The organism is Aequorivita lipolytica (assembly GCF_007997135.1).
GTDB lineage: Bacteria > Bacteroidota > Bacteroidia > Flavobacteriales > Flavobacteriaceae > Aequorivita > Aequorivita lipolytica.
Genome location: NZ_VORU01000012.1, coordinates 69,643 through 92,497, shown reverse-complemented (window position 1 = coordinate 92,497; position 22,855 = coordinate 69,643). Strand labels below are relative to the sequence as shown.

The 22,855-nt window shown below is 33.4% G+C and carries 20 protein-coding genes and 3 pseudogenes; 5 read left to right on the top strand and 18 right to left on the bottom strand.

What is annotated here, in order from left to right; genetic code table 11:
- Nucleotides 1–217: 217 nt before the first annotated feature.
- Nucleotides 218–1,990, top strand: a complete 1,773-nt coding sequence (locus tag ESV24_RS12960) for an ABC transporter ATP-binding protein (protein ID WP_111816793.1) — start codon at nucleotides 218–220, stop codon at nucleotides 1,988–1,990.
- A gap of 14 nt (nucleotides 1,991–2,004) precedes the next feature.
- Here the strand turns inward: ESV24_RS12960 and ESV24_RS12955 are convergent, their stop codons facing one another.
- From ESV24_RS12955 to ESV24_RS15690, 3 genes and pseudogenes are all read right to left on the bottom strand, one after another.
- A complete protein-coding gene (locus tag ESV24_RS12955; protein WP_111816713.1) occupies nucleotides 2,005–2,397 on the bottom strand; it encodes a helix-turn-helix domain-containing protein in 393 nt (130 codons plus the stop codon).
- Between the two features lie 2 nt (nucleotides 2,398–2,399).
- Nucleotides 2,400–2,948, bottom strand: a complete 549-nt coding sequence (locus ESV24_RS12950; RefSeq protein ID WP_111816714.1) for a hypothetical protein — start codon at nucleotides 2,946–2,948, stop codon at nucleotides 2,400–2,402.
- 94 nt (nucleotides 2,949–3,042) lie between these two features.
- Nucleotides 3,043–3,156 (bottom strand): annotated as a pseudogene (locus tag ESV24_RS15690) (type IIL restriction-modification enzyme MmeI); the annotation flags it as partial.
- Between the two features lie 112 nt (nucleotides 3,157–3,268).
- On the opposite strand from ESV24_RS15690, the pseudogene ESV24_RS12945 reads away from it, so the two are divergent.
- Nucleotides 3,269–3,592, top strand: a pseudogene (locus tag ESV24_RS12945) (ATP-binding cassette domain-containing protein); the annotation flags it as partial.
- 297 nt (nucleotides 3,593–3,889) lie between these two features.
- On the opposite strand, the gene ESV24_RS12940 reads toward ESV24_RS12945, so the two are convergent.
- On the bottom strand, nucleotides 3,890–5,413 hold the full coding sequence (locus ESV24_RS12940) for a hypothetical protein (protein WP_146743177.1): 1,524 nt from the start codon (nucleotides 5,411–5,413) through the stop codon (nucleotides 3,890–3,892).
- Between the two features lie 245 nt (nucleotides 5,414–5,658).
- On the opposite strand from ESV24_RS12940, the pseudogene ESV24_RS12935 reads away from it, so the two are divergent.
- Nucleotides 5,659–5,907, top strand: a pseudogene (locus ESV24_RS12935) (ABC transporter ATP-binding protein); the annotation flags it as partial.
- Nucleotides 5,908–5,999: 92 nt separating this feature from the next.
- On the opposite strand, the gene ESV24_RS12930 reads toward ESV24_RS12935, so the two are convergent.
- The 4 genes from ESV24_RS12930 to ESV24_RS12915 all read right to left on the bottom strand — a co-directional run bounded on the left by ESV24_RS12930 (nucleotide 6,000) and on the right by ESV24_RS12915 (nucleotide 10,143).
- Complete coding sequence (locus ESV24_RS12930; RefSeq protein WP_111816716.1) at nucleotides 6,000–8,360, bottom strand: DGQHR domain-containing protein; 2,361 nt, start codon at nucleotides 8,358–8,360, stop codon at nucleotides 6,000–6,002.
- Nucleotides 8,361–8,363: 3 nt separating this feature from the next.
- Nucleotides 8,364–9,197 (bottom strand): DNA adenine methylase, encoded by an 834-nt coding sequence (locus ESV24_RS12925; protein WP_111816717.1) that lies wholly within the window; start codon nucleotides 9,195–9,197, stop codon nucleotides 8,364–8,366.
- Between the two features lie 386 nt (nucleotides 9,198–9,583).
- Nucleotides 9,584–9,907: a type II toxin-antitoxin system PemK/MazF family toxin gene (locus ESV24_RS12920; RefSeq protein WP_111816718.1), complete on the bottom strand. Its 324-nt coding sequence runs from the start codon at nucleotides 9,905–9,907 to the stop codon at nucleotides 9,584–9,586.
- Complete coding sequence (locus tag ESV24_RS12915; protein WP_111816719.1) at nucleotides 9,898–10,143, bottom strand: AbrB/MazE/SpoVT family DNA-binding domain-containing protein; 246 nt, start codon at nucleotides 10,141–10,143, stop codon at nucleotides 9,898–9,900. Before ESV24_RS12915 ends, ESV24_RS12920 begins: the two co-directional genes overlap by 10 nt.
- Nucleotides 10,144–10,306: 163 nt before the next feature.
- Here ESV24_RS12915 and ESV24_RS12910 point away from each other — a divergent pair, with 163 nt between their 5' ends.
- On the top strand, nucleotides 10,307–10,507 hold the full coding sequence (locus ESV24_RS12910) for a hypothetical protein (protein WP_200829534.1): 201 nt from the start codon (nucleotides 10,307–10,309) through the stop codon (nucleotides 10,505–10,507).
- Nucleotides 10,508–10,512: 5 nt separating this feature from the next.
- Here ESV24_RS12910 and ESV24_RS12905 read toward each other — a convergent pair whose 3' ends face one another.
- Nucleotides 10,513–12,216, bottom strand: coding sequence for a T9SS type A sorting domain-containing protein (locus ESV24_RS12905; protein ID WP_160110628.1), 1,704 nt, complete (start codon nucleotides 12,214–12,216; stop codon nucleotides 10,513–10,515).
- Nucleotides 12,217–12,380: 164 nt separating this feature from the next.
- On the opposite strand from ESV24_RS12905, the gene ESV24_RS12900 reads away from it, so the two are divergent.
- Complete coding sequence (locus ESV24_RS12900; RefSeq protein WP_111816721.1) at nucleotides 12,381–14,258, top strand: B12-binding domain-containing radical SAM protein; 1,878 nt, start codon at nucleotides 12,381–12,383, stop codon at nucleotides 14,256–14,258.
- Between the two features lie 84 nt (nucleotides 14,259–14,342).
- Here ESV24_RS12900 and ESV24_RS12895 read toward each other — a convergent pair whose 3' ends face one another.
- The 9 genes from ESV24_RS12895 to ESV24_RS12855 all read right to left on the bottom strand — a co-directional run bounded on the left by ESV24_RS12895 (nucleotide 14,343) and on the right by ESV24_RS12855 (nucleotide 22,855).
- Nucleotides 14,343–14,657 carry an HPF/RaiA family ribosome-associated protein gene (locus ESV24_RS12895; RefSeq protein WP_111816722.1) on the bottom strand — a complete coding sequence of 105 codons (315 nt, stop codon included), beginning with the start codon at nucleotides 14,655–14,657 and terminating at the stop codon, nucleotides 14,343–14,345.
- A 14-nt stretch (nucleotides 14,658–14,671) separates the two neighbouring features.
- Nucleotides 14,672–14,839, bottom strand: a complete 168-nt coding sequence (locus ESV24_RS15385; protein ID WP_160110629.1) for a hypothetical protein — start codon at nucleotides 14,837–14,839, stop codon at nucleotides 14,672–14,674.
- A gap of 453 nt (nucleotides 14,840–15,292) precedes the next feature.
- Nucleotides 15,293–17,122: a DUF885 domain-containing protein gene (locus ESV24_RS12890; protein ID WP_111816724.1), complete on the bottom strand. Its 1,830-nt coding sequence runs from the start codon at nucleotides 17,120–17,122 to the stop codon at nucleotides 15,293–15,295.
- A gap of 408 nt (nucleotides 17,123–17,530) precedes the next feature.
- A complete protein-coding gene (locus ESV24_RS12885; protein ID WP_111816725.1) occupies nucleotides 17,531–17,986 on the bottom strand; it encodes a hypothetical protein in 456 nt (151 codons plus the stop codon).
- 114 nt (nucleotides 17,987–18,100) lie between these two features.
- Complete coding sequence (locus ESV24_RS12880) at nucleotides 18,101–18,577, bottom strand: hypothetical protein (protein WP_111816726.1); 477 nt, start codon at nucleotides 18,575–18,577, stop codon at nucleotides 18,101–18,103.
- A gap of 222 nt (nucleotides 18,578–18,799) precedes the next feature.
- A complete protein-coding gene (locus ESV24_RS12875; RefSeq protein ID WP_111816727.1) occupies nucleotides 18,800–19,684 on the bottom strand; it encodes a DUF5677 domain-containing protein in 885 nt (294 codons plus the stop codon).
- A 218-nt stretch (nucleotides 19,685–19,902) separates the two neighbouring features.
- On the bottom strand, nucleotides 19,903–20,229 hold the full coding sequence (locus ESV24_RS12870) for a hypothetical protein (protein WP_111816728.1): 327 nt from the start codon (nucleotides 20,227–20,229) through the stop codon (nucleotides 19,903–19,905).
- A complete protein-coding gene (locus ESV24_RS12865) occupies nucleotides 20,226–21,059 on the bottom strand; it encodes a BRO family protein (protein ID WP_111816729.1) in 834 nt (277 codons plus the stop codon). The genes ESV24_RS12870 and ESV24_RS12865 overlap by 4 nt, the downstream gene beginning before the upstream one ends.
- 518 nt (nucleotides 21,060–21,577) lie before the next feature.
- A complete protein-coding gene (locus ESV24_RS12855) occupies nucleotides 21,578–22,855 on the bottom strand; it encodes a DUF2130 domain-containing protein (RefSeq protein WP_111816730.1) in 1,278 nt (425 codons plus the stop codon).

Genomic DNA, 22,855 nt, shown 5'->3' with positions numbered 1-22,855 from the left:
TGGTTTACCAGAACGAAGCTCATCACCCATTTGTTTAATGAGGGCTTCCATGTTCAAAGTAATTTCTGTATTTTTCATATGTCTAATTTATTAAATTATAAATTGACACACTTAATTGAATAGACTCTCCAATTTGAAGGTAAATACTTTTAGTTAAGCATATCCATTTAACCCCGCCTTAATGCCTATTTTTGCCAGATATTATTTATTAGGAAATATGCAGCATTTAGTAGAAAAATCAAAAGACAAAAACAGATCAGAGCCAAAAGTTACTATGCTTCAGGCTTTCAAAACGATAATTTGGCCTAGGCGAAATTTAGTCTTTATAGGGTTAATCTTAATCGTAATTAAAAGTTTGTCGGGTTTGGTATTACCGTGGCAGAGTAAGGTATTGCTTGATGAGGTTGTTCCCAATAAAGATATGTCGCAACTATATACTTTAATTGCCATTGTAATTGGCGCTATTACAATACAGGCAGTAACATCGTTTTTACTTACCAGAATACTAAGCGTACAAGCGCAGTATTTAATAAGTGAGTTGCGGTCTCAAGTACAGAAAAAAGTGCTTTCACTACCTATCAGTTTTTTCGATAATACCAAATCTGGCGCCTTGGTTTCAAGAATAATGAACGATGTGGAAGGCGTTAGAAACCTTATAGGTACAGGTTTAGTACAACTGGTAGGCGGAACATTTACGGCTGTAGTCTCATTAATTATTTTAATAAAACTAAATGCTTGGATGACGCTTTTTGTCTTTGTGCCGCTGTCTATATTCGGAATTATTGCTTTGAAAGCCTTTAAATATATTCGTCCGATCTTTAGAACACGTGGTAAAATCAATGCCGAAGTTACCGGAAGGCTAACCGAAACACTCGCGGGAGTTCGTGTTATAAAAGCATTCAATGCGGAAGAACAAGAAAATGTTGTTTTTGAAAGCGGGGTTGATAAATTATACCAAAACGTAAAAAAGAGTCTAACGGCAACCGCTTTAATGACTAGCTCCTCCACGTTTTTAATTGGAGTAGCCACAACGGGAATTATGGGAATGGGTGGTTATTATATGATGATTGGCGAAATGACCACTGGAGATTTTTTATTCTTCACCCTTATCCTTGGGTTTATGATTGCGCCCATTATTCAGATGAGTAATATAGGAAGTCAGTTAACAGAAGCATTAGCGGGTCTGGATAGAACGGAAGAACTGATGAATATGACTGCCGAAGAAGAAAACCAAAACAGAACTATTAAATTGAATACCCTAAAAGGCGACATTGAGTTTAATGATGTTTCATTTTCTTATGAAGAAGGCAAACAAATACTGCACAACATTAGTTTTAAAGCGGCAGCTGGTTCTGTAACCGCTTTAGTGGGAAGTTCAGGTTCTGGTAAATCAACCATTGCTGGGCTCTCGGCTACATTTTTAACGCCGCAATCTGGTAAAGTCACTGTTGATAACCAAGATTTATCGAAAGTTAAATTAAGTAGCTACCGCCAATATTTAGGGGTGGTTTTGCAGGATGAATTTTTATTTGAAGGCACTATTCGTGAAAATATCATGTTCCCAAGACCAAATGCCACCGAAGCAGAAGTACAAAACGCGGTAAAGGCAGCCTATGTAAACGAATTTACAGACCGCTTTGATGAAGGTTTAGATACGTTAATTGGGGAAAGAGGCGTAAAACTTTCTGGCGGACAAAGGCAACGATTGGCTATTGCGCGTGCTATTTTAGCAAATCCAAAAATTATAATTTTAGACGAAGCCACTTCAAGTTTAGATACCCAAAGTGAAGCCTTAATTCAGAAAAGTTTGGCGGAATTAGTTAAAGACAGAACCACTATCGTTATTGCGCACCGTTTAAGCACCATAAGAAAGGCAGATCAAATTTTAGTTATTGAAGCTGGGCATATAGTAGAACGCGGCACCCACGACCAATTGATTGCTAAAGAAGGTAGGTATTATGAATTGTATACTTATCAGGCGAAGATTTAAGGGTATGGTTTGACTTAAGTTTTCAAAATAAAAGACTTCTGCTTATTAAATATTGACTCATTTTGGGCGATAATTTCTATCTTTTTCTTGTCTATACCCTTTTCAATAATCACAATATTAAGTGCTTTTTGAATTTTGGAAATAGTCTCAATATTTAATTTTTCAGTTCCTTTTAATAGTTTGCTTACGTATTGTGGAGTACAATTTAATGCTTCGGCTAATTCTTTTTGGTTTTTGGGAAATACAGCTTTTTTCTTATTAGCTCTCAACACAGAAAGGATTTTAATAGCAATAGAAAATGAAATGTCTAACCAATCTTGATTTTCTTGACGGTATTTAGCTTTGTCTAACCAACCAGATTTTTCTTCTGAAACTAGCGCTTTAAATTTATCTAGGTTATTTTTCATAATTAAAAGAATATTTCTTGAAAACTGTCTGCATCATAAACTCCTTGTTCTTTTAGGTAGTCTCTGCATTTATTTATTTTCATCAATTCTGTATTTGTGTGAGGATAGTCTTTCATATAGTGTTGATTATCTAATTTGATAGCTCCACCTGTAATTACATAGTTATTTTCATCAATCTTTATAGCGTATAAACGTAACCATCTATTTCTTGCTTTTTGCTGAGAAAGTTCTTTTGCAGTATATTCATTATTGTTTAAATTCTTGAAGAGTAGATTTAACTCATTAGGATTAGCTTGTGCTAGGGCAACCAATTTATTTCTTAAAAAAATTGCTTCGCTTCTTGCTTTTTCGATAGCTTCTTCTATTGTAATTGAAATTCCACTTTCATGTTCTTCAAAAAAATCATTCAAAAATTGTGGGTCTTCCCATTCATCAAATACTCTTTCCAACTCATCTGGTAAGTCGTCAGCATATTTAAATGCAAATAAGCAGGGAACAAATGTATTAATTATTATCATTAAATCAACCTGTGGATTTACTTTTTTTGTCAAATTTTATAAGAATTGATAAAAACAAATTATTTCTTTTATAGGAAGAAATATAAGATATCAACAATTTATAGAGTACTTAAAGTTCATTATTTGTTTAAAATTTCAATAACGGCGAAGTATATTCATTATATAAATCGAACAAATATTCAATCCGTGCATTATCATTCATAAATGTTTGTGGTCTGTAGCATAAATCTACCGCTTTATTTGAAGCTTAATGCCATAATTACTATAGATGATATTCGATTTCTTGAAAGAAATTGTGCGGCTTTAAGACTATTTTTTTTGTCCGAGCTAAACGGTACGTGTGGTTCTGCTGAGAAAGAGGCGTGAAACTTTCTGGCGGACAAAGGCAACGTTTAGCTATTGCCCGGGCTATTTTAGCAAACCCAAAAATTATAATTTTAGACGAAGCCACTTCAAGTTTAGATACCCAAAGTGAGGCCTTAATCCAGAAAAGTTTAGCTGAATTAGTTAAAGACAAAACCACTATCGTTATCGCTCACCGTTTAAGTACCATAAGAAAGGCAGATCAAATTTTAGTTATTGAAGCTGGGCATATAGTAGAACGTGGCACCCACGACCAATTGATTGCTAAAGAGGGTAGGTATTATGAATTGTATACTTATCAGGCTAAGATTTAAGTTGTTAAAACACCGCAAGCCCACGCTAACGAATCTACCAGACATACAAATGAAGCGATGAACAATTCAATTCACGTAAACTCAAGCGTCTTAAAATAACGATATTCGGCGTTCCGGAACGTTGAAAGTAAGAGCATTTAGTAGAAATAGCTGTTATCACATAAAAAATGTCATATAGACTTTTTCTCATACTTTCATAATACTTAAGACAGATCGTGTCATTTTTAATTTGATCACAAACCGTTATTTCATACCAAATATAAAATGTTTGTGATTTAATAATTGATTTTCACCTTATCATTTCGGTCTTTCAAACAAGGACAGCTGCCTGATTACCGCACGGCTTTCAAATCCTCCTGCCAAGGCTCCGGTAGTTACTCCTACAGTACTTATAAAAGCGGCGAGCCGTATTAAATCTGTTAATTCAACCTCCTGCTTATTTAAGGTGGGCCAAGTTTGTATAAGATCTGACGGAAACACGTAAAGCTCCATAAATAGCATGAGCAAACCCACCATTAAAAAAAGGCCTATGCAGGCAAGGAAAATGCTCAAATAAATAGTGGTATTTGCGACAGCAAGATGTTCTGTCAAGATTCTTTTTTCTTTCCGAGGTAAAAAAAGCGATTGTATGGTAACAAGATAAAAACTGGCTCCCATAATGCTCATGATTGCAAACATAATGGCAACAGAATTAGGCATATTCATCCCTACATCCCAAATCTCCGCGGTGAACAATAATATAAATGATGGAGCAACGGCGGCTGTGACCAGTTTTGGGAGCGATAAGGGAAGCAAGATTGCTCTATTTCTTAATAGCGGCTTGAGTAATTGTTTGGGATGCCGGAAAGCCATCAATAAATGAAAAATCAAACTTTCCAAACCACTACCACCGCGTAACTCCCTTTCTGGCAATTGTGTATTCTCTTTTTTCAATTGTTCTATCTCTGCCTGTGTAAATGTGGGCACCGATTTACGATCTGCCATGAACACGTAGGTGGACATAATTTTAGATCGGCCTTTATTTGTAGAGTCAAGTCCTAATATCTCCCCTACCAAGTGCAAGAACAATGTTGCCGCATTATATCTTACCGACTCATCCATTAAAGAAAGCATCGGCTGTTTTCTTCCTGTGGTTACAAGCTTTCGGGTGGAAATCATGGCAATACGGGCTACGCTTGATAAAAAACCAGCATCCACTCGGTTTTTTACTGTTGCCAAAGCGACATCTGTTATTACCAACATCAAATCATAGGGACCTTCAACCATTCGCAGGCTGGTGTCGTCGAGAAAGTCTGATGGCCGGTGGGTTTTATCTGTGGGTAACTGTGAAGGATCTGTAATATCAAAGGTCCATGGAATGCCTGAAGCCTGCTCTAAGGGCACTTTTACATCGGTTATTAATTGACGCGCAAACTGCTTTAATTCATCTTTCAAATCCTTTTGACTGTATTCAATCAAAATCCCGATATTCATTTCAGGTTTGGGCTGCGGCCCCTTCGCTTCTTTTAATGCTTCTAAAAACCGTCTTCCAGAAGTTAAAGAACGTACCACATTTGTAGAAGAAATAAAACTGGCCGAACGCAAAATGCGAATGGCATTAAGTAACCGAAACACCCTGAAGGCGGGTATTACCAATGCGAGGAGCGTAATCCAGTTTTCTTTAATGTAAGACCATTTGCTAGCCGCGAGGTAGAGCTTTAAAAGGTATTCAAAAATAAATACGCCCCAAATAATATAGAAAATTGTACTCTCGATTGCACCCATCCCTCTAACCAGATCAATAATGAGCAGGTAAAGCCAACCGAGAGATAAGATGAACATGGGAATCTCCAGCGCAGCCTCCAGCGTGTACAAAGCTCTGTACTTTTTACGCTTATAGGAAATAGTATGCGTATTTTTCATTTTATAAAAAAAGCTCGTGAAGTAACCTAAATTCTTGCATTTTACGTCGCGAATATTGATTACTTATACAAATATATGCTAAATTAGATTTGTTATGTAATTAGGTTTCTATATCTGAGCATTGCTCATTGGGGAGAGAAGTTGGTGGGAAAGAGCGAGAAATAATCATAATTTTAGACGAAGCCACTTCCAGTTTAGATACTCAAAGTGAGGCCTTAATCCAGAAAAGTTTGGCTGAATTAGTTAAAGACAGAACCACCATTGTTATTGCGCACCGTTTAAGTACCATTAGAAAGGCAGATCAAATTTTAGTTATTGAAGCTGGGCATATAGTAGAACGCGGCACCCACGACCAATTGATCGCTAAAGAAGGCAGGTACTTTGAATTGTATACTTATCAGGTGAAGATTTAGATGGTTGAAATAATTCTAGCGCGAATGTTTCGCTCGTGACATCGGGTTTTCCCATTATAGTTTATAACAATATTGAATATAGTTTTTAATTCCTATTTGTAAAAATGTCCGTGAATTTTTTCTAAAAATTCAACTTCATCTTTATTTAACCTTTTTTCCTTTGTTCCTTCGTGAGCCCAAAGATTTCTGTAAGAATTAAATCTGGAAATCCATTTAATTCTCTGATCCGTACTATTAAAGCCATCTCCAATGTCAATAGAAAAAAGGTCTCTATAGGTTTCAAATCCATCTACAGATTCTAAATCAAAATCTTCAGGTGATTTGGTAAAGTATTTTTTTATTATTGTTTTGTAGTCATTTATATTAAACATTTCTGTCCAATGAATCTCTTTTACACCTAATCCCTCTTTATAGTTTCTTTCTTTTTCTTCTTCTGCACGTTTTAAACATTCTCTCTTTATGCTGTTAATTTCGAGTTCCCAATTTTCATTAAATAGATTTTTTAAATTTTTCAAAACCTGTTTTTTTACGTATTTTTCTATTTCCACACCATATTTTCTACCCTCTGATTGTAAATCTTCATTTTGACGTTCACTCCAATCTATTAATTCAGGTGGATTATATTCTGGGTGTTTTTTATTAATAAGCGACTGAAAAAACCTAAGCCATTTTGTGTCAGCACCAGCACCTAATAATCTTAATTGTCGTTCTTCGTCTTCTTTTTCAATAATGCTTAACTGGTCTAATAAGGAAGTTAAGTATTTACTTATAGAATCGAATCTTGTTTGAGTTTCTGTATTAATATTTAATGTTCCTTTTTCAGTTTCAAATTTATTTAAATTGCCTATTACAGATATAAATGCATAAGTGCCTCTATTAGAAATAATGAAATATTTTTCCTTATTAAATATTTCTGGATAATGTTGTTCAACAAAATCATAACAGGCGATAATGAAGTCAACTACTTTTCTCTTTGCCTTGTACATTTCTTTATTATGATCTTGGTTGTTAGTATCATATAATGAACCAATTAAAGAATCAGGATTGTATTTATTGCCTTTTGCTGTTGGTAATAGATTGGAATTTGAAATAGCAGCTGTAAAAGGTTTAAAGGTTAATAGGGCTTTATCTTCTCCGACTGAGATCATGCTATATAATGAGCTTGATTCAGAATTTGCAAGCATCTTTATTATTGAAGACCTTAATGCTTTTAAACGAGAATCAACTCTATCAGAATCCCAATATAAATCTTCTTCAAGATCGAGTCTTAAACTTGGACTCACAGCTTTTTGATTCTGGTTAATATCCATAAAAATCTCTAACTGCTCTATTGTGTCTAAACCATCAAACGCGACAACTGGTATTGTGTTGTTCTCCAAATATTTTGAATTTGCATAACCATAGACCCTGTGTTGTCCATCAATAATGTATGCGATACCATATGCATTTGGTATAATTAGATTTCCCGAACAAGCATTTGAATCGGTCATTTTTGAGTTTGACTCAAACTTGATTTTATTCTTTTTAGTGTTAAAATTTAGGATTATTGAGTTAGGGAAATAACCTCCATCATCAATAAATTTAGTAATTCCTTTTAATCTACTAGGAACTAATAAACGTTGATAAGTTGGAAACTCCGATTCGTTTGCTCGAGTTCTATGTAACACAAATCCCATTTTTAAAAGTAATGATGGTTCAATTGAAAACATATAATAATCTTTTTTACCCATTTGACCTTTCACTGCAGGTATTTCGATTTTGTTTTGATTTATTATTTCATTCTTAAATACCATTCCTAAAAATTGGTAAAATGCAGCATTTTTGTAATTTTTTATTAAACTATTAATGTAGTCAAATGTATTATTGTTGAAATAAAAGGCGTTAGACTCTTCTAACCTTTGAATATGAATGCTATCAGGGTTTATTCTTAAATTACGAGTAGCGAACACGTATTTAATTTTTTTGTCTCTTCCGAAAATTTGCCAAATTGCCTTTTTAAAACCATCAAGCCTTAATTTAAGTAAGTCAAATTCATCTTTTAGCAATTTTGCAGGTCCAAGCTTTTCACTAGACTTACATTCGACTAGAAAAATAGTATCGTCTTTAATTGCAACAACATCAATTTGTTTTGTGTCTTTAGGGTCTTTAGAAAAGGGAAGTATTAAATTTTCATCAAAATTCAAATGTCTAAAACCAAGTCTATAAAATTGACACCATATGTCATCTTCAAATTGTTTTGAATGTCCTTTTAATTTTCTAATTTTAGTTTTTGTTTTTAGAGGTTTTCCAAAAATTTCCCAATCATTTTTTAAGTAATCTTCTACTAAAGAATGATCTACACTCAGAGTTTGAAATTTGTTATTTTTTGCATTAAATAATTTTCCAAGAGTAGACTTATCTTCTAATAATTTCCTCTTTATCTCTTGAGCTTGATAATCAGTTAAAAATGCCATTTTTTAAACAGTATTTGTGATAATAATTTCTTTGTAATTTGTTCTTTTTGCACCAATTCCCCCTATAGTGCTTGCTCTTGACAATTTCTCCTGAGATCCTAAGGTGTATATTTCCTTTATACAATCGTGATATGCATTTGTAACTAAGAAAAATGCCCCTTTTCTATCTATTTCTATTGTTTGTTTAGCTAATTGGATTTGGTTTTTCCAAGAAAATATAGATTGATTATATTGTATAAAACCATTATTCTCATGGGCTACAGTGTAAGGAGGATCTATGAAAACAAAGTCATTTTCGTGAATTTTTTTACATCTATTTTTAAAATCTTGAGTTGATAAATAGGTGTTTTTTAAAGTAATTGAAACTTTAGTTAAGTGTTCAAAATCGTATAATGAATCTAGCTTTCTTTTACCATATGGAACATTATACTTTCCATTTCGATTCACCCGGTATATTCCGTTAAATGAAGTTTTGTTTAAATATAAAAATTGAGCGGCTCTTTCTATTGGATCTGTGAATTCAGTATTTCTTATTCTGTAATACTCATCTTCAGTGTCCACATGATTTTGAAGTAAATAAAAAAGTTCTTTGTGATTGTTTTTAAGTATTTTATATGTGTTAATTAACTCAGGATTAGAATCAGATAGAAAAGCTTTATTTTTTATATAACCCTTAGATTTTAGATAGAAAAATATTGATCCACCTCCTAGAAAAGGTTCATAGTAATCGTTAAAGTTTGTAGGAATATAATTATCTATATGCTTTGTTAGCCAAGTTTTTCCTCCTGCCCATCTAAGAAATGGTTTCACTGGTTTTCTTTTTATTTCAGTAGTCAATTTCCTTCTTTTTCAGAATATATCAACAAGTTGATATACACACATTATTAAAACTCTATTTCTTTTATTCCGTACAGGAGATTAAGATTGTCTTCAAATATAAATAAAAGTAACACACCGCGGTTACGGAAACCGTAAAGGAACACATTAAAAAGGGAGAATATCAAATATAGCAATTATCAATTAAGAATAACTAATAAACAATTATCAATACCTTTGCACAATGCAATCCAAAATCCTTTTTATAACGCCACCGTTTACCCAGCTGAATACTGCTTATCCGGCATCGGCATATTTAAAAGGTTTTTGGAAGATCACGACATTGCTGTGCATACTTGCGATTTAAGTAAAGAACTCTTTACCGCAATGGTATTCTGTTTTCATATTTAATCCACGAACATTTCGCGAATTACATCTTTACAATTTTGTATTTCAGTTTTGGTCAATTGGTCAAACTGTTTTAGTATTCTTGATTTGTCAATTGTCCGAATTTGGTCCATTGTAATCATTCCTTTTTTATTGTTGTGTTTGACTGCGATGCGGGAAGGGTATTTATTCAAATTTGTTGTCATTGGAGCAACAACAATTGTGTTCAAATGTTTGTTCATTTCATTTGGAGATACGATTACGCAAGGTCGGATTTTTTTAATTTCGTTGCCTACGGTTGGGTCGAGATTTACGAGTACTATGGAATATTGCTTTAGTTCCATTCCTCAATATTTTCGTCCTCAAAAACATCGTTGAACATTAATCGGTCATCATTATTTTTATGCATTTTCTCAAACGCTTTTTCCCAATCTTTTCTGGGAGTGGCAATTGGTTTTAGAATAATCTGATCTTTTTCCAAAATGATCTCGACTTTGTCTTTTATATTATATTTTTCTAAGATTGTTTTGCTCAATCGCAGTCCTTTTGAATTCCCGATTTTAATAATTGCTGTTTCCATAACGTTATGTTTTGTGGTTACAAAGTTATTACATTTATTTTAGTGTGCAATTTTTTTTACAGTAATGACGTATGAACTATTCATAATTATACAGGATCAACAAAATCGAATAACCAATAACAATAACCAATAAACAATAATCATATTTTAAAGAATCCTACCTTTGCCCAATGCAATCCAAAATCCTTTTTATAACGCCACCGTTTACCCAGCTAAACACCGCTTATCCGGCGTCGGCTTATTTAAAAGGGTTTTGGAAGCGCAGGATATTGCTGTGCATACTTGTGATTTGAGTATAGAACTTTTTACCGAAATTTTTACGGGCGATTTTCTTCGCGCTGTATTTCAAGAGGCGCAGGACTAAAAGCATTATTCTTTTATAAACTTCTTCACAATATTTTTCCCTTCAGTACTTATGGAAGCCAAGTAAAGACCGGATGAAAGTTGGGAAACATCAATTTGGTTAGTTTTTGATTCGCTTATTAATTGCCCTTGTAATGTGTAAATTTTTATATGGTCAATTGGAGATTCAGCATTTATATATATTATATTTTGGACGGGATTCGGGGTTAATTGAAGGTTGCTATTTTCTAAATCTGAAATTCCTAAAACACAAAAGTCACTATAACTAGCCGTGCTATCCTTGCACCAGCCATTATTAGGTAGATTACAAAAGTGATTAGCAGTCTCATCATCTACTTGAATACAATAAAGATTAGGATTATTACGAGCATGCATTTTAAACCACGCATAATTAATTCCATTGCTTACATTTAAGTTTCTTAAATTATTGGATTCACATTCAAAAGTCTTTAGGTTAACATTGGGAGATACATCTAAAGTGAATATTTGATTATTGTTAACATTTAAAAATTCGAGATTTATATTGTTTGATAAATCTATGCTTGTTAAAAAATTATTTTCACAATTTAGCGCCCATAGTTCAGGATTTTGGGAAACATCTATGTTGGTTAAAAGATTGCCTGCACATGCAATCAATCCCACACTTACGCTTCCAGTCGTTAAACTAGTTATTTTATTTACTGAGCAACTTAAAATATCAAGATTTGTCATGTGGGAAACATCCAGACTTGTTAGTTGATTAAAGGAGCAACCTAAGCTCGTTATTTTAGAATTTTGTGAAATATCTAAAACAGCTAGGTTATTAGATCCAGAATTTAATAAATCTAGTTCTAAACATTTTGTGACATCTAAATGGGTTAAATTGTTTTCCTGACATTGCAAAAAGTCTAATTTTAAATTGTGTGAGAGGTCAAGTGTTTCAATATGATTTTGACCGCAATACATAGATCTTAAATTGCAAAAATGCGCAATACCCACCATTGAAGTAATATTTTCACCGGCAACATTAAGATGCTTAACGCTTGCAGCTTCACTGTATTGAATTTGGCCATCATAGTTTGTATCAATAACCGAAGAAGTGTGATTTAACAATCCATTTTTAAAATTAGGATCTGGAAAATCTATAATGCACGTTTCACTGTAAATTGTGTTTGCATCTTTAATCCAATTTGATGCATTATTTGCGTAATTAACATCATCTACTCTTATACATCCTAGACAAGTGTTATTTGAAGTATCTATTTCTGCCAGTATTGTATTATTGCCATTTTTAATATTTAGGCCTAACAGTTCATTGTTGTGAGCAAAAATTTGGGTCAGATTTATATTTTGGGAAAAATTTACATTAGTTACTTGATTGTTTTGAAATTCAATTTCCTGTAAAGAAGTAATTTGTGATACATTGAGCTCTGTCAATTCATTATTTCCACAATTTAAATAAGTAAGGTTTCTAAAACTTTGAATTCCTTGTAGTTCCTCAATATATTTATTGCTCACATTAAGCCATAATACAGCCTCAGCCTCACTATTTTGAATTTCGCCATCATTATTTAAATCTGCGTCTGAATCTCCAATACCGTCGCCATTGGTATCTACGCACAAACTATTTCTCAAGGCTTCCTTAAAAGAAAAATCAGGAATATTAACTATTTGGGCTTGCAAAACATATACTGAGAAGAAAAGAATGGTAGTAAATAAGTAATTTTTCATAAGAATTTTTTTTTCGGAAAACCAAAATCGGATGTGGTTTAATAGCTCCATGTACAAAAAATTAGAGGCTAACTGAATGGTTTCAAATATAAAATTTTAATTAACAATTAACAATTAGCTGCAAACAATAAACTCCATAAATCAAAGAATCCTACCTTTGCACCATGCAATCCAAAATCCTATTTATTACGCCACCCTTTACCCAGCTGAATACAGCTTATCCGGCACCGGCATATTTAAAAGGGTTTTTGGAAGATCACGACATTGCTGTGCATACTTGCGATTTAAGTATAGAACTCTTCACCGAAATTTTTACGGGTGATTTTCTTCGCGCTATGTTTCAAGAAGCACAAGCCTTAAAGCATTTTGATTATCCGGAAGTTCGTAAAATGAAGGCCAAGTACATTCAATGCGTGGATGTTGTTATTCCTTTTCTTCAAAAGCAGGATCTTGAAACGGCGCATAAAATTCTGGCACCTAATTTTTTACCGTTGGGCCATAGACTGTCTAAAGTAAATACAACTATTAAATGGGACGCTGGCGAAATTGGCATCATCGATAAAGCAAAACACTACGGGACGCTTTTTATTGAAGAGATAGGCGATTTTATGCAAGCCAATGTAGATGAGTTTTTTGCCTTTACGAAGTATGCCGAGCAAATTGCCACTTCGGCAAGTAGCTTTAATGAAATAGATGAATTTTTAAGTTTCCAGCCAACGATCATTGAAGAGAAAATGCTGGATATTTTAATAGAAAAAATTAAAAGAGAGCAGCCGCTTTTAGTTTGCTTTACCATTCCTTTTCCTGGAAATTTGTTTGCAGCCTTGCGTTGTGCGCAGTTTACAAAACAGTTTTTTCCAGAAATAAAAATTGCTTTTGGTGGCGGTTATTGCAACACAGAACTACGTTCGCTTACAGACCCACGGATTTTTGAATTTGTGGACTTTATATCCTTGGACGATGGGGAAGGGCCCTTGCTAAAAATGGTTCAGTATCTGGAAGGTAAGGTTTCTGAAAATGATTTGGAACGGACGTATGTGTTGGAAAACGATGCCGTTGTTTATATGAATAAAATTCCAAACACCATTTACCATCATAGAAACTTACCGGCGCCAGATTATTCTGGGTTGCCTTTTGATAAATATGTGTCTTTTCTGGATGTGGTAAACCCGATGCACCGTATGTGGACGGATGCCCGATGGAATAAAATGACCATCTCTCACGGATGTTATTGGAAACAATGTTCGTTTTGCGATGTGAGCTTGGATTATATTGGAAATTATCAAAACACAACCGCTGAGGATTTAGTCAACAAAATTGAAAAAATAGTTAAGGACACTGGCATTACAGGTTTTCATTTTGTGGATGAAGCTGCGCCGCCTAAAATGTTACGGGCTTTAGCGAATGCACTAATAGAAAGAAATGTAAAAATTACTTGGTGGACGAATATTCGTTTCGAAAAGACATTCAGCTTTGAGCTTTGTGAATTAATGGCACAATCTGGTTGTATAGCCGTAACTGGCGGCTTGGAAGTTGCTTCGGATAGATTACTTGCCAAAATGAAAAAAGGGGTTGATATTGCGCAAGTAACGCGCGTTACCCATAATTTTTCTGAAAACAATATTATGGTTCACGCCTATCTTATGTATGGGTTTCCCACCCAAACGGAACAGGAAACCATTGATTCGCTTGATGTGGTAAAGCAATTGTTCGAACGCAATTGTATTCAGTCTGCATATTGGCACCAGTTTACCACTACGGTTCATAGTCCTATTGGTAAGAATCCGCAGGATTTTGGAATAACTATTACGGGGCCTGTTTTTGAAGGATTTGCCCAAAACGATTTATACCACGAAGATCCCCAAGGCGCTGATCATCCAAAATATACCAAGGGATTGAACTTGGCATTGCACAATTATTTAAACGGAACGGGTTTCGACAAAGAAATACAACATTGGTTTGACTTTCCTGTTCCTGCTACTAGTCAGCCGGCTGGGATGATTGATGGGTTTTTGTTGGAGGCTCTAGGTAGTAGGCTTTAAGCTTTAGGCTTTTTTTTAATAAGTGAGCCGTTGAATGGTCCATACAGATGCCCAGGTTTTTATTTGTTTTCAGAATTATTAGGTTTAATGTTTTTCCATTTTTCCAATAATGCTTTCTACAGCGGTTTTCATTTTATCAATAGCACCTGTTAATGCAAGATCTACGGTGTCTGCCTGATTAGTAACAACGATGGGTTGCCTGCCTTCAAGTCTGGCTTCTAATAAACATGAAATATCATTAAACCCATCCTTTTTTCCATTTTCATCTTTTAAGTGAACTTCTACTCTGGTAATATGAGATTCGAACCTTTGTAAAGCTTCTTCAATTTGAGAGGTGAAAAAATCTTCATTTCTTTTTTCTCCAGAAATAGTCTTGTCTGTATTTATTTGTATTGTCATTTTGTTATAGTTTTTTATTGTTCTTTTTTATAAGTTTCTATGATGCCATTCAAGGAGTCTAAATAGGTTTTTAGTTCTTTCTTGTTTGTTCCATCTTTCGTATCAGATAGGAAGGTTTTGGATACTTCAGTCATATCATTAACCAATTCTGGATATTCCTTATGAATTTCTAGGGTCGTCAATCGGATATTATCAATAAGTTTATTTTGAGAATCCATAGTCTATATGTTTTATAAAAATTAAAGCAGCTTTAATTTAAAGTTGCTTTTAATAAATCCCATTTTTGTTGTTTTAATGGTTCATTCACAGTATACGGCTTTGATACTAGAACATTACCAATACTGTCATAAAACAAAGGACATATATAACTATTACGGGAACTGTTTTTGAAGGTTTTGCCCAAAACGATTTATACCACGAAGATCCCCAAGGCGCTGATCATCCAAAATATACCAAGGGATTAAACTTGGCATTGCATAATTATTTAAACGGAACAAGTTTCGACTGCGCTCAACCAGACATATTGCTTAATTTTAAATCCTATGCTATAAAACGAACTATAGACCTCTAAAATGTTTTATCTTTTAAAAGTTAGCGCGAGCATCTTGCTCGCGCCAACTTAGACCTCAGTTATCCTATTTTTTAGAAGAAATATATTCATCTACAAAATCTTCTAAAACATTTAAAGGAATTGCGCCATGGGAAAGAACTACTTCATGGAATTCACGAATGTCAAAATTTTCACCTAAAGCATTTTTAGCTTTTTGACGTAATTCCAAAATTTTCATCATTCCTATTTTATATGCAGTTGCTTGCCCTGGCATTACTATATGTCTTTCAACCATTTTAACGGCATCCATTTCTGCATTTGGGGTATTTTCTGTATAATATTTTATCCCTTGCTCTCGTGTCCAATTTTTAGAATGTATGCCCGTATCTACTACCAATCTACATGCTCTCCACAATTCCATAGCCAAACGACCAAAATCTGAATAAGGATCTGCATAAAAGCCCATTTCTTTTGGAATAAATTCAGAATACAATCCCCAACCTTCTGAATAGGCCGTGTACCCACCAAACTTTCTAAACATAGGCACTTCTTCTAATTCTTGCTGAATTGCCAATTGCATGTGGTGTCCGGGAATTCCTTCGTGATATGCCAATGCTTCCATCTGATAGTTTGGCATAGACTCCATATCATATAAGTTGGCATAATAAATTCCGGGTCTTGAGCCATCAGCTGCTGGGCGATTGTAAAAGGCCTTTCCCGCAGACTTTTCTCTGAAAGGTTCAACGGCTTTTACTACTATGTCTGCTTTTGGCTTTGTAATAAATATTTCATCTAATCTAGTTTTCATACTGTCTATTAAATGCACCGCTTGTTTTAAATAAGCGTCTTTTCCTTTTTGATCTGCACTGTAATAAAACTGTTTGTCGGTTCTCATAAACTGAAAAAAGTCTTGTAAACTGCCTTCAAATCCTACTTGCTGGCGTATTGCATCCATTTCTCCATGAATTCTAGCAACTTCCGCTAAGCCTATTTTGTGGATTTCATCTGCAGTTAAATCTGTAGTAGTGGTTCTTTTTAATGCATTGTTATAAAATGCCTCACCGTCAGGAAATTTCCACGCGCCATCATCAGTATTGGCTCTTCCCTTTTGCTCTTTTATAAATGAAATAAGCCCTACATAAGCTGGTTTTACAGAAGTTAATAAGGCTTGGTTTGCTTGTTTCTTTAAAGTAGATTTTGCTTCATCATCAATCTCCAATTTGTTTACTTTATTCATAAAATCTTCTAATAATGTACTTTGCTTATTAGAAGTGTCAAAAGGTTGGCCAACTAATATATTTTCTGAATCTTGCACTACTTTATCATAAACAAATTTTGGAGGAGCAATACCAATAGCTTCTCGTTCTTTTAGATTCTCGACCACTTGAGCGAAGTATTTGTTAAAACCATTCAATCTAGATATATAGGCCTCAGCATCTGCAACACTATCAATGCGGTGCATATTTATTAAGAATGCCGGCATACCAGATTGCGCACCAAACATTTGATTTACTGGGTAATTATGTAATCTGTATTTATAATCGTCAATACTATTTTCTACATTTTGTTTATAGAGTTTATAACTCAATAAGGCATCTTTTGAAAGTGCGGCTACATTTACGGAATCTGTTAACCAAACAAGTTCTTCTTTGTTTATTTTCAAGTCTCTTTCTGATGCTTCAGGCGAATTATCATCGAGTTTCCCGTAATCCTTTTTTATTCCAAGTCTAGTTTGAAACTCTGGGGATAAATCTAACTTAGTATCAAATGACCTTTGAAAAAAATCATTCACTTTTTTGGATTCAGCCATAATCTCCATATCTGTATATGCTTTTTCAGTTTTTTCTTCTTTACAAGAAATTAATAATATAAGTGTACAAAGAAGCAGTGTAGATTTTAAAAATAATTGTTTCATGTTTTTATTTTATTGTTCGGACTTTTTTCTAAAAGTAATAATTTTTGAATAAGAATCCGCAAGAGGCTGAAAAAACCAAATAACATCCCGACAATTAAGATTTATAAGTAGATTGGAACCAGACAATTGCTTAAACTTGGCATTACACAATTACCTAAACAGAACAGGCTTCACCGAAGAAATACAACTTTTGGTTGATTTTCCGTTTCCTGCTATTAGTTAGCCTGCTGGAATGATTGATGGGTTTTTGGCTGATGCGAACCGCCTTGTAATCTCAGATTAAATGTTTTTATTTCTTTGAACGCTAGCGCGAGCGTCTCGCTCTTGCCGTAAAGTTTAGAAATTAATAGCTTGGAGAATTAGCATTGCGGAGGACACGAGCGAGACGCTCGCGCTAGCGGGGTTCTTTTAATTATCAGATTCGAAATTCCCTTTTCCATCGTGTTTTCTATTTTGTAACATTTGTTCAATGCTTTTTTTACTTTCTCCGACTTCATACTTTAATTTGGCAATTTGATTTGATTGGTCAGTTATTAGTTTTTCTTTTTCCTTTCTTTTAATTAATAATCCGTCAACCCTAATTTTTATTATAAAGTATATGACAAAAAATCCTGTTAAGATTAGAATTTGTTCGATGTAATTTTGTTTCGATAAAAAATCAAATGCACCCTCAAGAAATATAAAAAAAAACAATACACTTAATCCTAAAAGTATAGGGCTTACCAAAACCAAGGGTAAACTCTTTAAGAAAAATTTTTCGTTATTACCTGATGATTTTTGCCAATTAATTTTTTTAAATAACCAGTTGAGGGTTAGGAAAATTAAAGATAATAGTATGACTTTTGAAATGAGGATGTAATTCATTTTTTGATATATTATTGAAAACAATTTAAAGATAAATTATAACAAGAACTACTCTATTTTCGTTGGAAACTTCACTGTATTTATCAGGAAACAATCTTTAAACTATAAATATTTTCAAATATCTAATTCCCTATTAAGGTTTGAAGCAACTGAATTAATGCCAAAAACCACTAAAAAATAAAATATTAAATCACTTAAAAAATACCAAATATCAAATCCTTGGTACAGCAAATACATTAATCCCCAATAATTTAGAGTAAAAGCTATTATTGCCACTATTGCTATTATATTATTTATTCTTTTTAATGTTGGATTGCATTCATAATCAAATGATAATATTTTTTTAATTGTATGTATAATTATAGCAAAAATTCCAAAAACGAAACCTAGTAAAACGGCAATTAGTTTGTAAGAAATTGCTAATACTAAAAAAAGCAAGAATATTACGTACCATTTACTGCTAAAAACCCATTTCATAGCATCATAAAACCAACCTTTAGGATATTCCGAATAATATGGCACAAACTGGACAATCAAACCAAACACTATCAATGATACTATTGTGTATATAATATATTTAATCAATCTCATATTTATGTTGCTTTGAGTTGTGAAAGGTTTGGATTAAGCGCAGTAACGGTAATTGTGCATTTATCCTTCTGTAAACACAAGTCGAATTTTTAAATTATACAAATTATTTAATTTTTGGCAATTCGTCAAATTTTAAAAAACTTGGCGACTTGTCAAAAATGCCCGATCCATTGTATTACCAATCACTCACACTATTTTTATAAACGGTTTTGGCAATTGGCTTTATTTATTATTTTTTATCACATTTGTTATTCCTTCGATGTATTCTCTAATTTCTATCGTAAATGTATTAAATTTCCTTTGCGCATTTTCGTCCGTGGCACACATATCCATTATTACAAGACAAGTCATATTCGTAGCAACATTTACTATCGGATCAGTATATTTTTCTAAAATTGGTTTACCACGAGTATCTTTAAATTCAGCTAAAGCTGGAAAATTCGAGTGAGAATGTATTGAAGTGTATTTATACATATTCACAAATGCTCTTTGTTTACAAACGTGTTTGACCAAATCAATAATTTTTTGAGGTCTTATCTTTTCGCTTTTAATAAGAAAACGCCAATCGGAATTCTTGCGTTGTGGATTATAGATTTTTAATATTTCATTTTCGGTAAAAGCAGTATAAAATTTTGATTCCTCAATTTGGATTTTTGTCTGCTCAATTAGTTCTTTATCTTGTTTTAGAATTTCTTTAGCTTTTTCAAAATCTTTGTACACAATTTCATATTTCTGTTTTTGATAAAGACCATCGAGTTTCCATAATAAAAATCGGAATTTAGTTTCCTCGACCGTTTTTGCCTCTATGAAAATGTTGTGAAATGTTATATATGTTTCAATTAGTGCTCGAAATGTTGTATTTACTGTAAATAAATCATATCCATTCATTCTTATCTGTTCGCCAGAATTTTTATGCTCTACAATTCCCTTTGAAAGATGATAAAATGACATTGAATGAATTGCAAACTTATCAAGCAAAAGAGTTGAAAATTGCATCCAATCTGTCAATTCCGTAAGTTTACGAGCTTGATAAATTTTCAAAAATGGGCCTCGAACAATTACATCATATAATTCAAGTGGATTTTGGTTTGATGTCTTCTCAGTCATTTTTTTTAGCTTATTGCCAACAGGTGTATATACGCAATATTTATTGCTGCTATATCATTTCAAATATAATTCAAACTAAAACACCCAAATTACGGAAAACCGTAAAGCACCAAATTAATTATACATATTTAGACCATCTATAATTTATTCCTCCTTCCCCGAAAGCCCATCAAACTTCGCTTTCATAGTAGGGTTTCCGTGGGTTAATTTTTTAATGGTTAAATCGTCTGCTTTATTATTAGCCGTGCGTAAATTGTTTTAGTAAAGGTTTTTCCTGTTCCTGTTCCTGTCCCTGTTCCTGTTTCCATCATAATATTTATGATGTTACTTCTGCCATTTCTTTTTTCGTCAAAACCGTTGCGTTCTAGTATATTACGAATGTTTGTAATGTATCCAAATCCTGTTTCAAAATCATTCACAGGATGGAGAAACTGCTGGTCAACTCCTTTCGCTTGCGCAATATCTAAATTATTAAAGACACTAACAGTAATGTTTACAGCTTGTGTTTGATGTAATAGATTTTTTTCAAAATTGAATCGTTTCATTTCAATTTAGTTTTACTGTCTAAAGAATCTTTTGCAGATAATTTAGTAACTATTTTTTTACCTGACTTTTCTTCAATCTCTTTTTTGGTATTTCCTGCAATGGTTCCGCCTTGTTTTGCCACTTTTTTGTTTTCTTCAAAACCCTTTGGCTTTTTTTCTTTACTTATTTCAGTAGTGGTGGCTTCTGCAAGCATATTGAGTACAAGCTCTAAATTGCTCATATTATCACGTAAATTTTCTTTTTTGAGCCCTTTCAGTTTTTTGTAATTTTTTACATCAAAACCACTCCAAGCTTTTGTAATTTCATTAGTAAGTATAGCGTATTCCGTTCCTTTCTTTACGCCTCTATCATCCCATTCATCTGTCAATTCTTTGCGTACTTCTATACTTTTAAGGCGTTGGTTTATCCATTGGGTACTGTATCCTTTTTTAAGGTAGGTTTCCATTAGTCTATCAAAACCTAGTTCTGGGTCTTCAATTTCATCAATACGTTCTTTCGCTACTTTTGCTATCCATAGTTTAAAAGGTTCTGCTTTGGGTGACGGGATGGACTGTATTAGACGGAACAACTGCTCGGTATTTGCTACATCTGTTTTATATAATTTGCCATCTGGTGACAACATTTTCAGTTGTCCGATTTTTTCGGACAACTCACTTCCTTCTTTATTTAGCTTACTTTTTAAGTCACTCCAATATTTTCTAGGTCTTTCACTTTCTGTTAATATTGCTATAACGTCAACAATAGAAAAAAACCATTTTTCTTGCTCCTCATCCCAATGTGTGCGCACTTGCTGTTGCTCAAATAATTTTATGGCGGTTTCTTTGGTCATACTACTAGCTTACAAATTGTTAAAATGTTTTTTGAAGTGATTCATCTATGTTAGCGACATTGATGTCGTGGACATAAGATAACTTAAACATTTTCAGTCTATTATGTTTTAAAACTTCATATCCAGATTCTTCGAATTCTGACTTATTGTTTTCAATATATCTATCAACAGTTCTGTCGTCAACTTCGAAGAATTCCGCTACTTGTTTTTTTGTAAATCTTTATTTACCCTCCAAACATTACACCTGGAAAAGAAATTTCATCATAGATGATTTCTAAAGCATAATTATTATTTAGAATATTTCTTCTATGTAAGTCCGGTGTTGTTAAATCTTTGTTCATTCTTTAAAGTTACAATTTTTGTTTTTTCGTAATGTTGGGTAATATGTTTATATAGGCAATTAGCTATCCCGCACATGCGCGCAGGCGTATATTCAAATATAATTCAAAGAAAAAAACCCAAATTACGGAAAACCGCAAACCACCAAATTAATTATACTTATTTAGGTCGTCTATAATTTATTCCCCTTTACCCGAAAGCCCATCAAATTTTGCTGTCATTGTAGGGTTTCCGTGGGTTAATTTTTTAATGGTTAAATCTTCCGCCTTATTGTTAGCAAGGCGTAGGTTGTTTACAGATGCCAAAAGATTATCTTTTGTTTTTTGAAGATGATCCATTGTTTTATCTATTTCTTCAATTGCTGTTTTAAATTGTCTGCTGGCTAAATCATAATTTCTTGCAAAACCATCTTTAAACGTGTTTATTTTATCCTCAAAATTGGTAATGTCCACGTTTTGGTTTCTTATTAAATTAAGTTCTGTTTTGTATTGCATGGAATTCATTGCTGCATTGCGAAGCAGGGTAATAATGGGAATGAAAAATTGAGGTCGCACCACGTACATTTTTTTAAATCTATGCGCTACATCAACTATTCCTGTGTTATAAAGTTCATTTTCGGCTTCAAGTAAAGAAACCAGCACTGCGTATTCACATTTCTTTTCTGTCCGGTCTTTGTCCAGTTTTGCAAAAAAATCATCATTCCTCTTTTTTGTAGCAGTTTCGTCATTCTCATTTTTCATTTCGAACATAATAGAAATGATTTCATTACCTGCTTCATCCGTTTCCCTATAAATAAAATCGCCTTTGTTGCCACCTCTGGCGTCGTTATCTTTTTCAAAATAGGCATTTTGAAAAGCTGTTGCCCGCAGTTTATTGAACTCAGCTTCACAATGCTGCTCTAAGGTTTCGCCAATCATTTTTGTGGAAAGCTTTTGCTTAAAGTCTTTTAAGCGTTCAATATCCTCATCTTTCATTTTGATGATTTCGTCCTTTACCTTGAGTTTATCAGTAAATTTCTCGTTTATGGATTTTTCAAGTAACTGTGTTTCCGTTTCTTTTATTTTTAAATCAGTGGCAAGATTATCACGCTCTTTTTCAATTGCCCTAATAGCCTCTCCAACGGTTAGTTTTTTGTCAATCTCTGCATTCTGAATTTTCGATTTCATATCAGAAATCTCCGCTTCTTTCTTAGCTAATTGCTCTGCAAGGGAGCGTTCACTTTGGGCTTTAAGGTCACTTATTTCCCTTTCCTTTTTTGCAAGTTGGTCTTGCAACGAATTTTTTATGTTGGCTTCTGCGAGCTTAACCGCATTTACCTTTTCATTTTCAGCAAGTGCCAGGCGTTTGTTTAACTCGTGTTCAAATTGATGATCGCGAACCTGCTTAAGTATATCAGCAAATCCAGCTTCATCAACTTTAAAGGCTTTCTTGCAATTGGGACATATTATTTCGTTCAT

What these genes read in the sequence shown, in the direction of transcription:
- ESV24_RS12960 (WP_111816793.1), top strand. Translation starts at nt 218, where the DNA reads ATGCAGCATTTAGTAGAAAAATCAAAAGACAAAAACAGATCAGAGCCA.
- ESV24_RS12955 (WP_111816713.1), bottom strand. Translation starts at nt 2,397, where the DNA reads ATGAAAAATAACCTAGATAAATTTAAAGCGCTAGTTTCAGAAGAAAAA.
- ESV24_RS12940 (WP_146743177.1), bottom strand. Translation starts at nt 5,413, where the DNA reads ATGTTCATCTTATCTCTCGGTTGGCTTTACCTGCTCATTATTGATCTG.
- ESV24_RS12930 (WP_111816716.1), bottom strand. Translation starts at nt 8,360, where the DNA reads ATGGCATTTTTAACTGATTATCAAGCTCAAGAGATAAAGAGGAAATTA.
- ESV24_RS12920 (WP_111816718.1), bottom strand. Translation starts at nt 9,907, where the DNA reads ATGGAACTAAAGCAATATTCCATAGTACTCGTAAATCTCGACCCAACC.
- ESV24_RS12915 (WP_111816719.1), bottom strand. Translation starts at nt 10,143, where the DNA reads ATGGAAACAGCAATTATTAAAATCGGGAATTCAAAAGGACTGCGATTG.
- ESV24_RS12905 (WP_160110628.1), bottom strand. Translation starts at nt 12,216, where the DNA reads ATGAAAAATTACTTATTTACTACCATTCTTTTCTTCTCAGTATATGTT.
- ESV24_RS12900 (WP_111816721.1), top strand. Translation starts at nt 12,381, where the DNA reads ATGCAATCCAAAATCCTATTTATTACGCCACCCTTTACCCAGCTGAAT.
- ESV24_RS12895 (WP_111816722.1), bottom strand. Translation starts at nt 14,657, where the DNA reads ATGACAATACAAATAAATACAGACAAGACTATTTCTGGAGAAAAAAGA.
- ESV24_RS12890 (WP_111816724.1), bottom strand. Translation starts at nt 17,122, where the DNA reads ATGAAACAATTATTTTTAAAATCTACACTGCTTCTTTGTACACTTATA.
- ESV24_RS12885 (WP_111816725.1), bottom strand. Translation starts at nt 17,986, where the DNA reads ATGAATTACATCCTCATTTCAAAAGTCATACTATTATCTTTAATTTTC.
- ESV24_RS12880 (WP_111816726.1), bottom strand. Translation starts at nt 18,577, where the DNA reads ATGAGATTGATTAAATATATTATATACACAATAGTATCATTGATAGTG.
- ESV24_RS12875 (WP_111816727.1), bottom strand. Translation starts at nt 19,684, where the DNA reads ATGACTGAGAAGACATCAAACCAAAATCCACTTGAATTATATGATGTA.
- ESV24_RS12870 (WP_111816728.1), bottom strand. Translation starts at nt 20,229, where the DNA reads ATGAAACGATTCAATTTTGAAAAAAATCTATTACATCAAACACAAGCT.
- ESV24_RS12865 (WP_111816729.1), bottom strand. Translation starts at nt 21,059, where the DNA reads ATGACCAAAGAAACCGCCATAAAATTATTTGAGCAACAGCAAGTGCGC.
- ESV24_RS12855 (WP_111816730.1), bottom strand. Translation starts at nt 22,855, where the DNA reads ATGAACGAAATAATATGTCCCAATTGCAAGAAAGCCTTTAAAGTTGAT.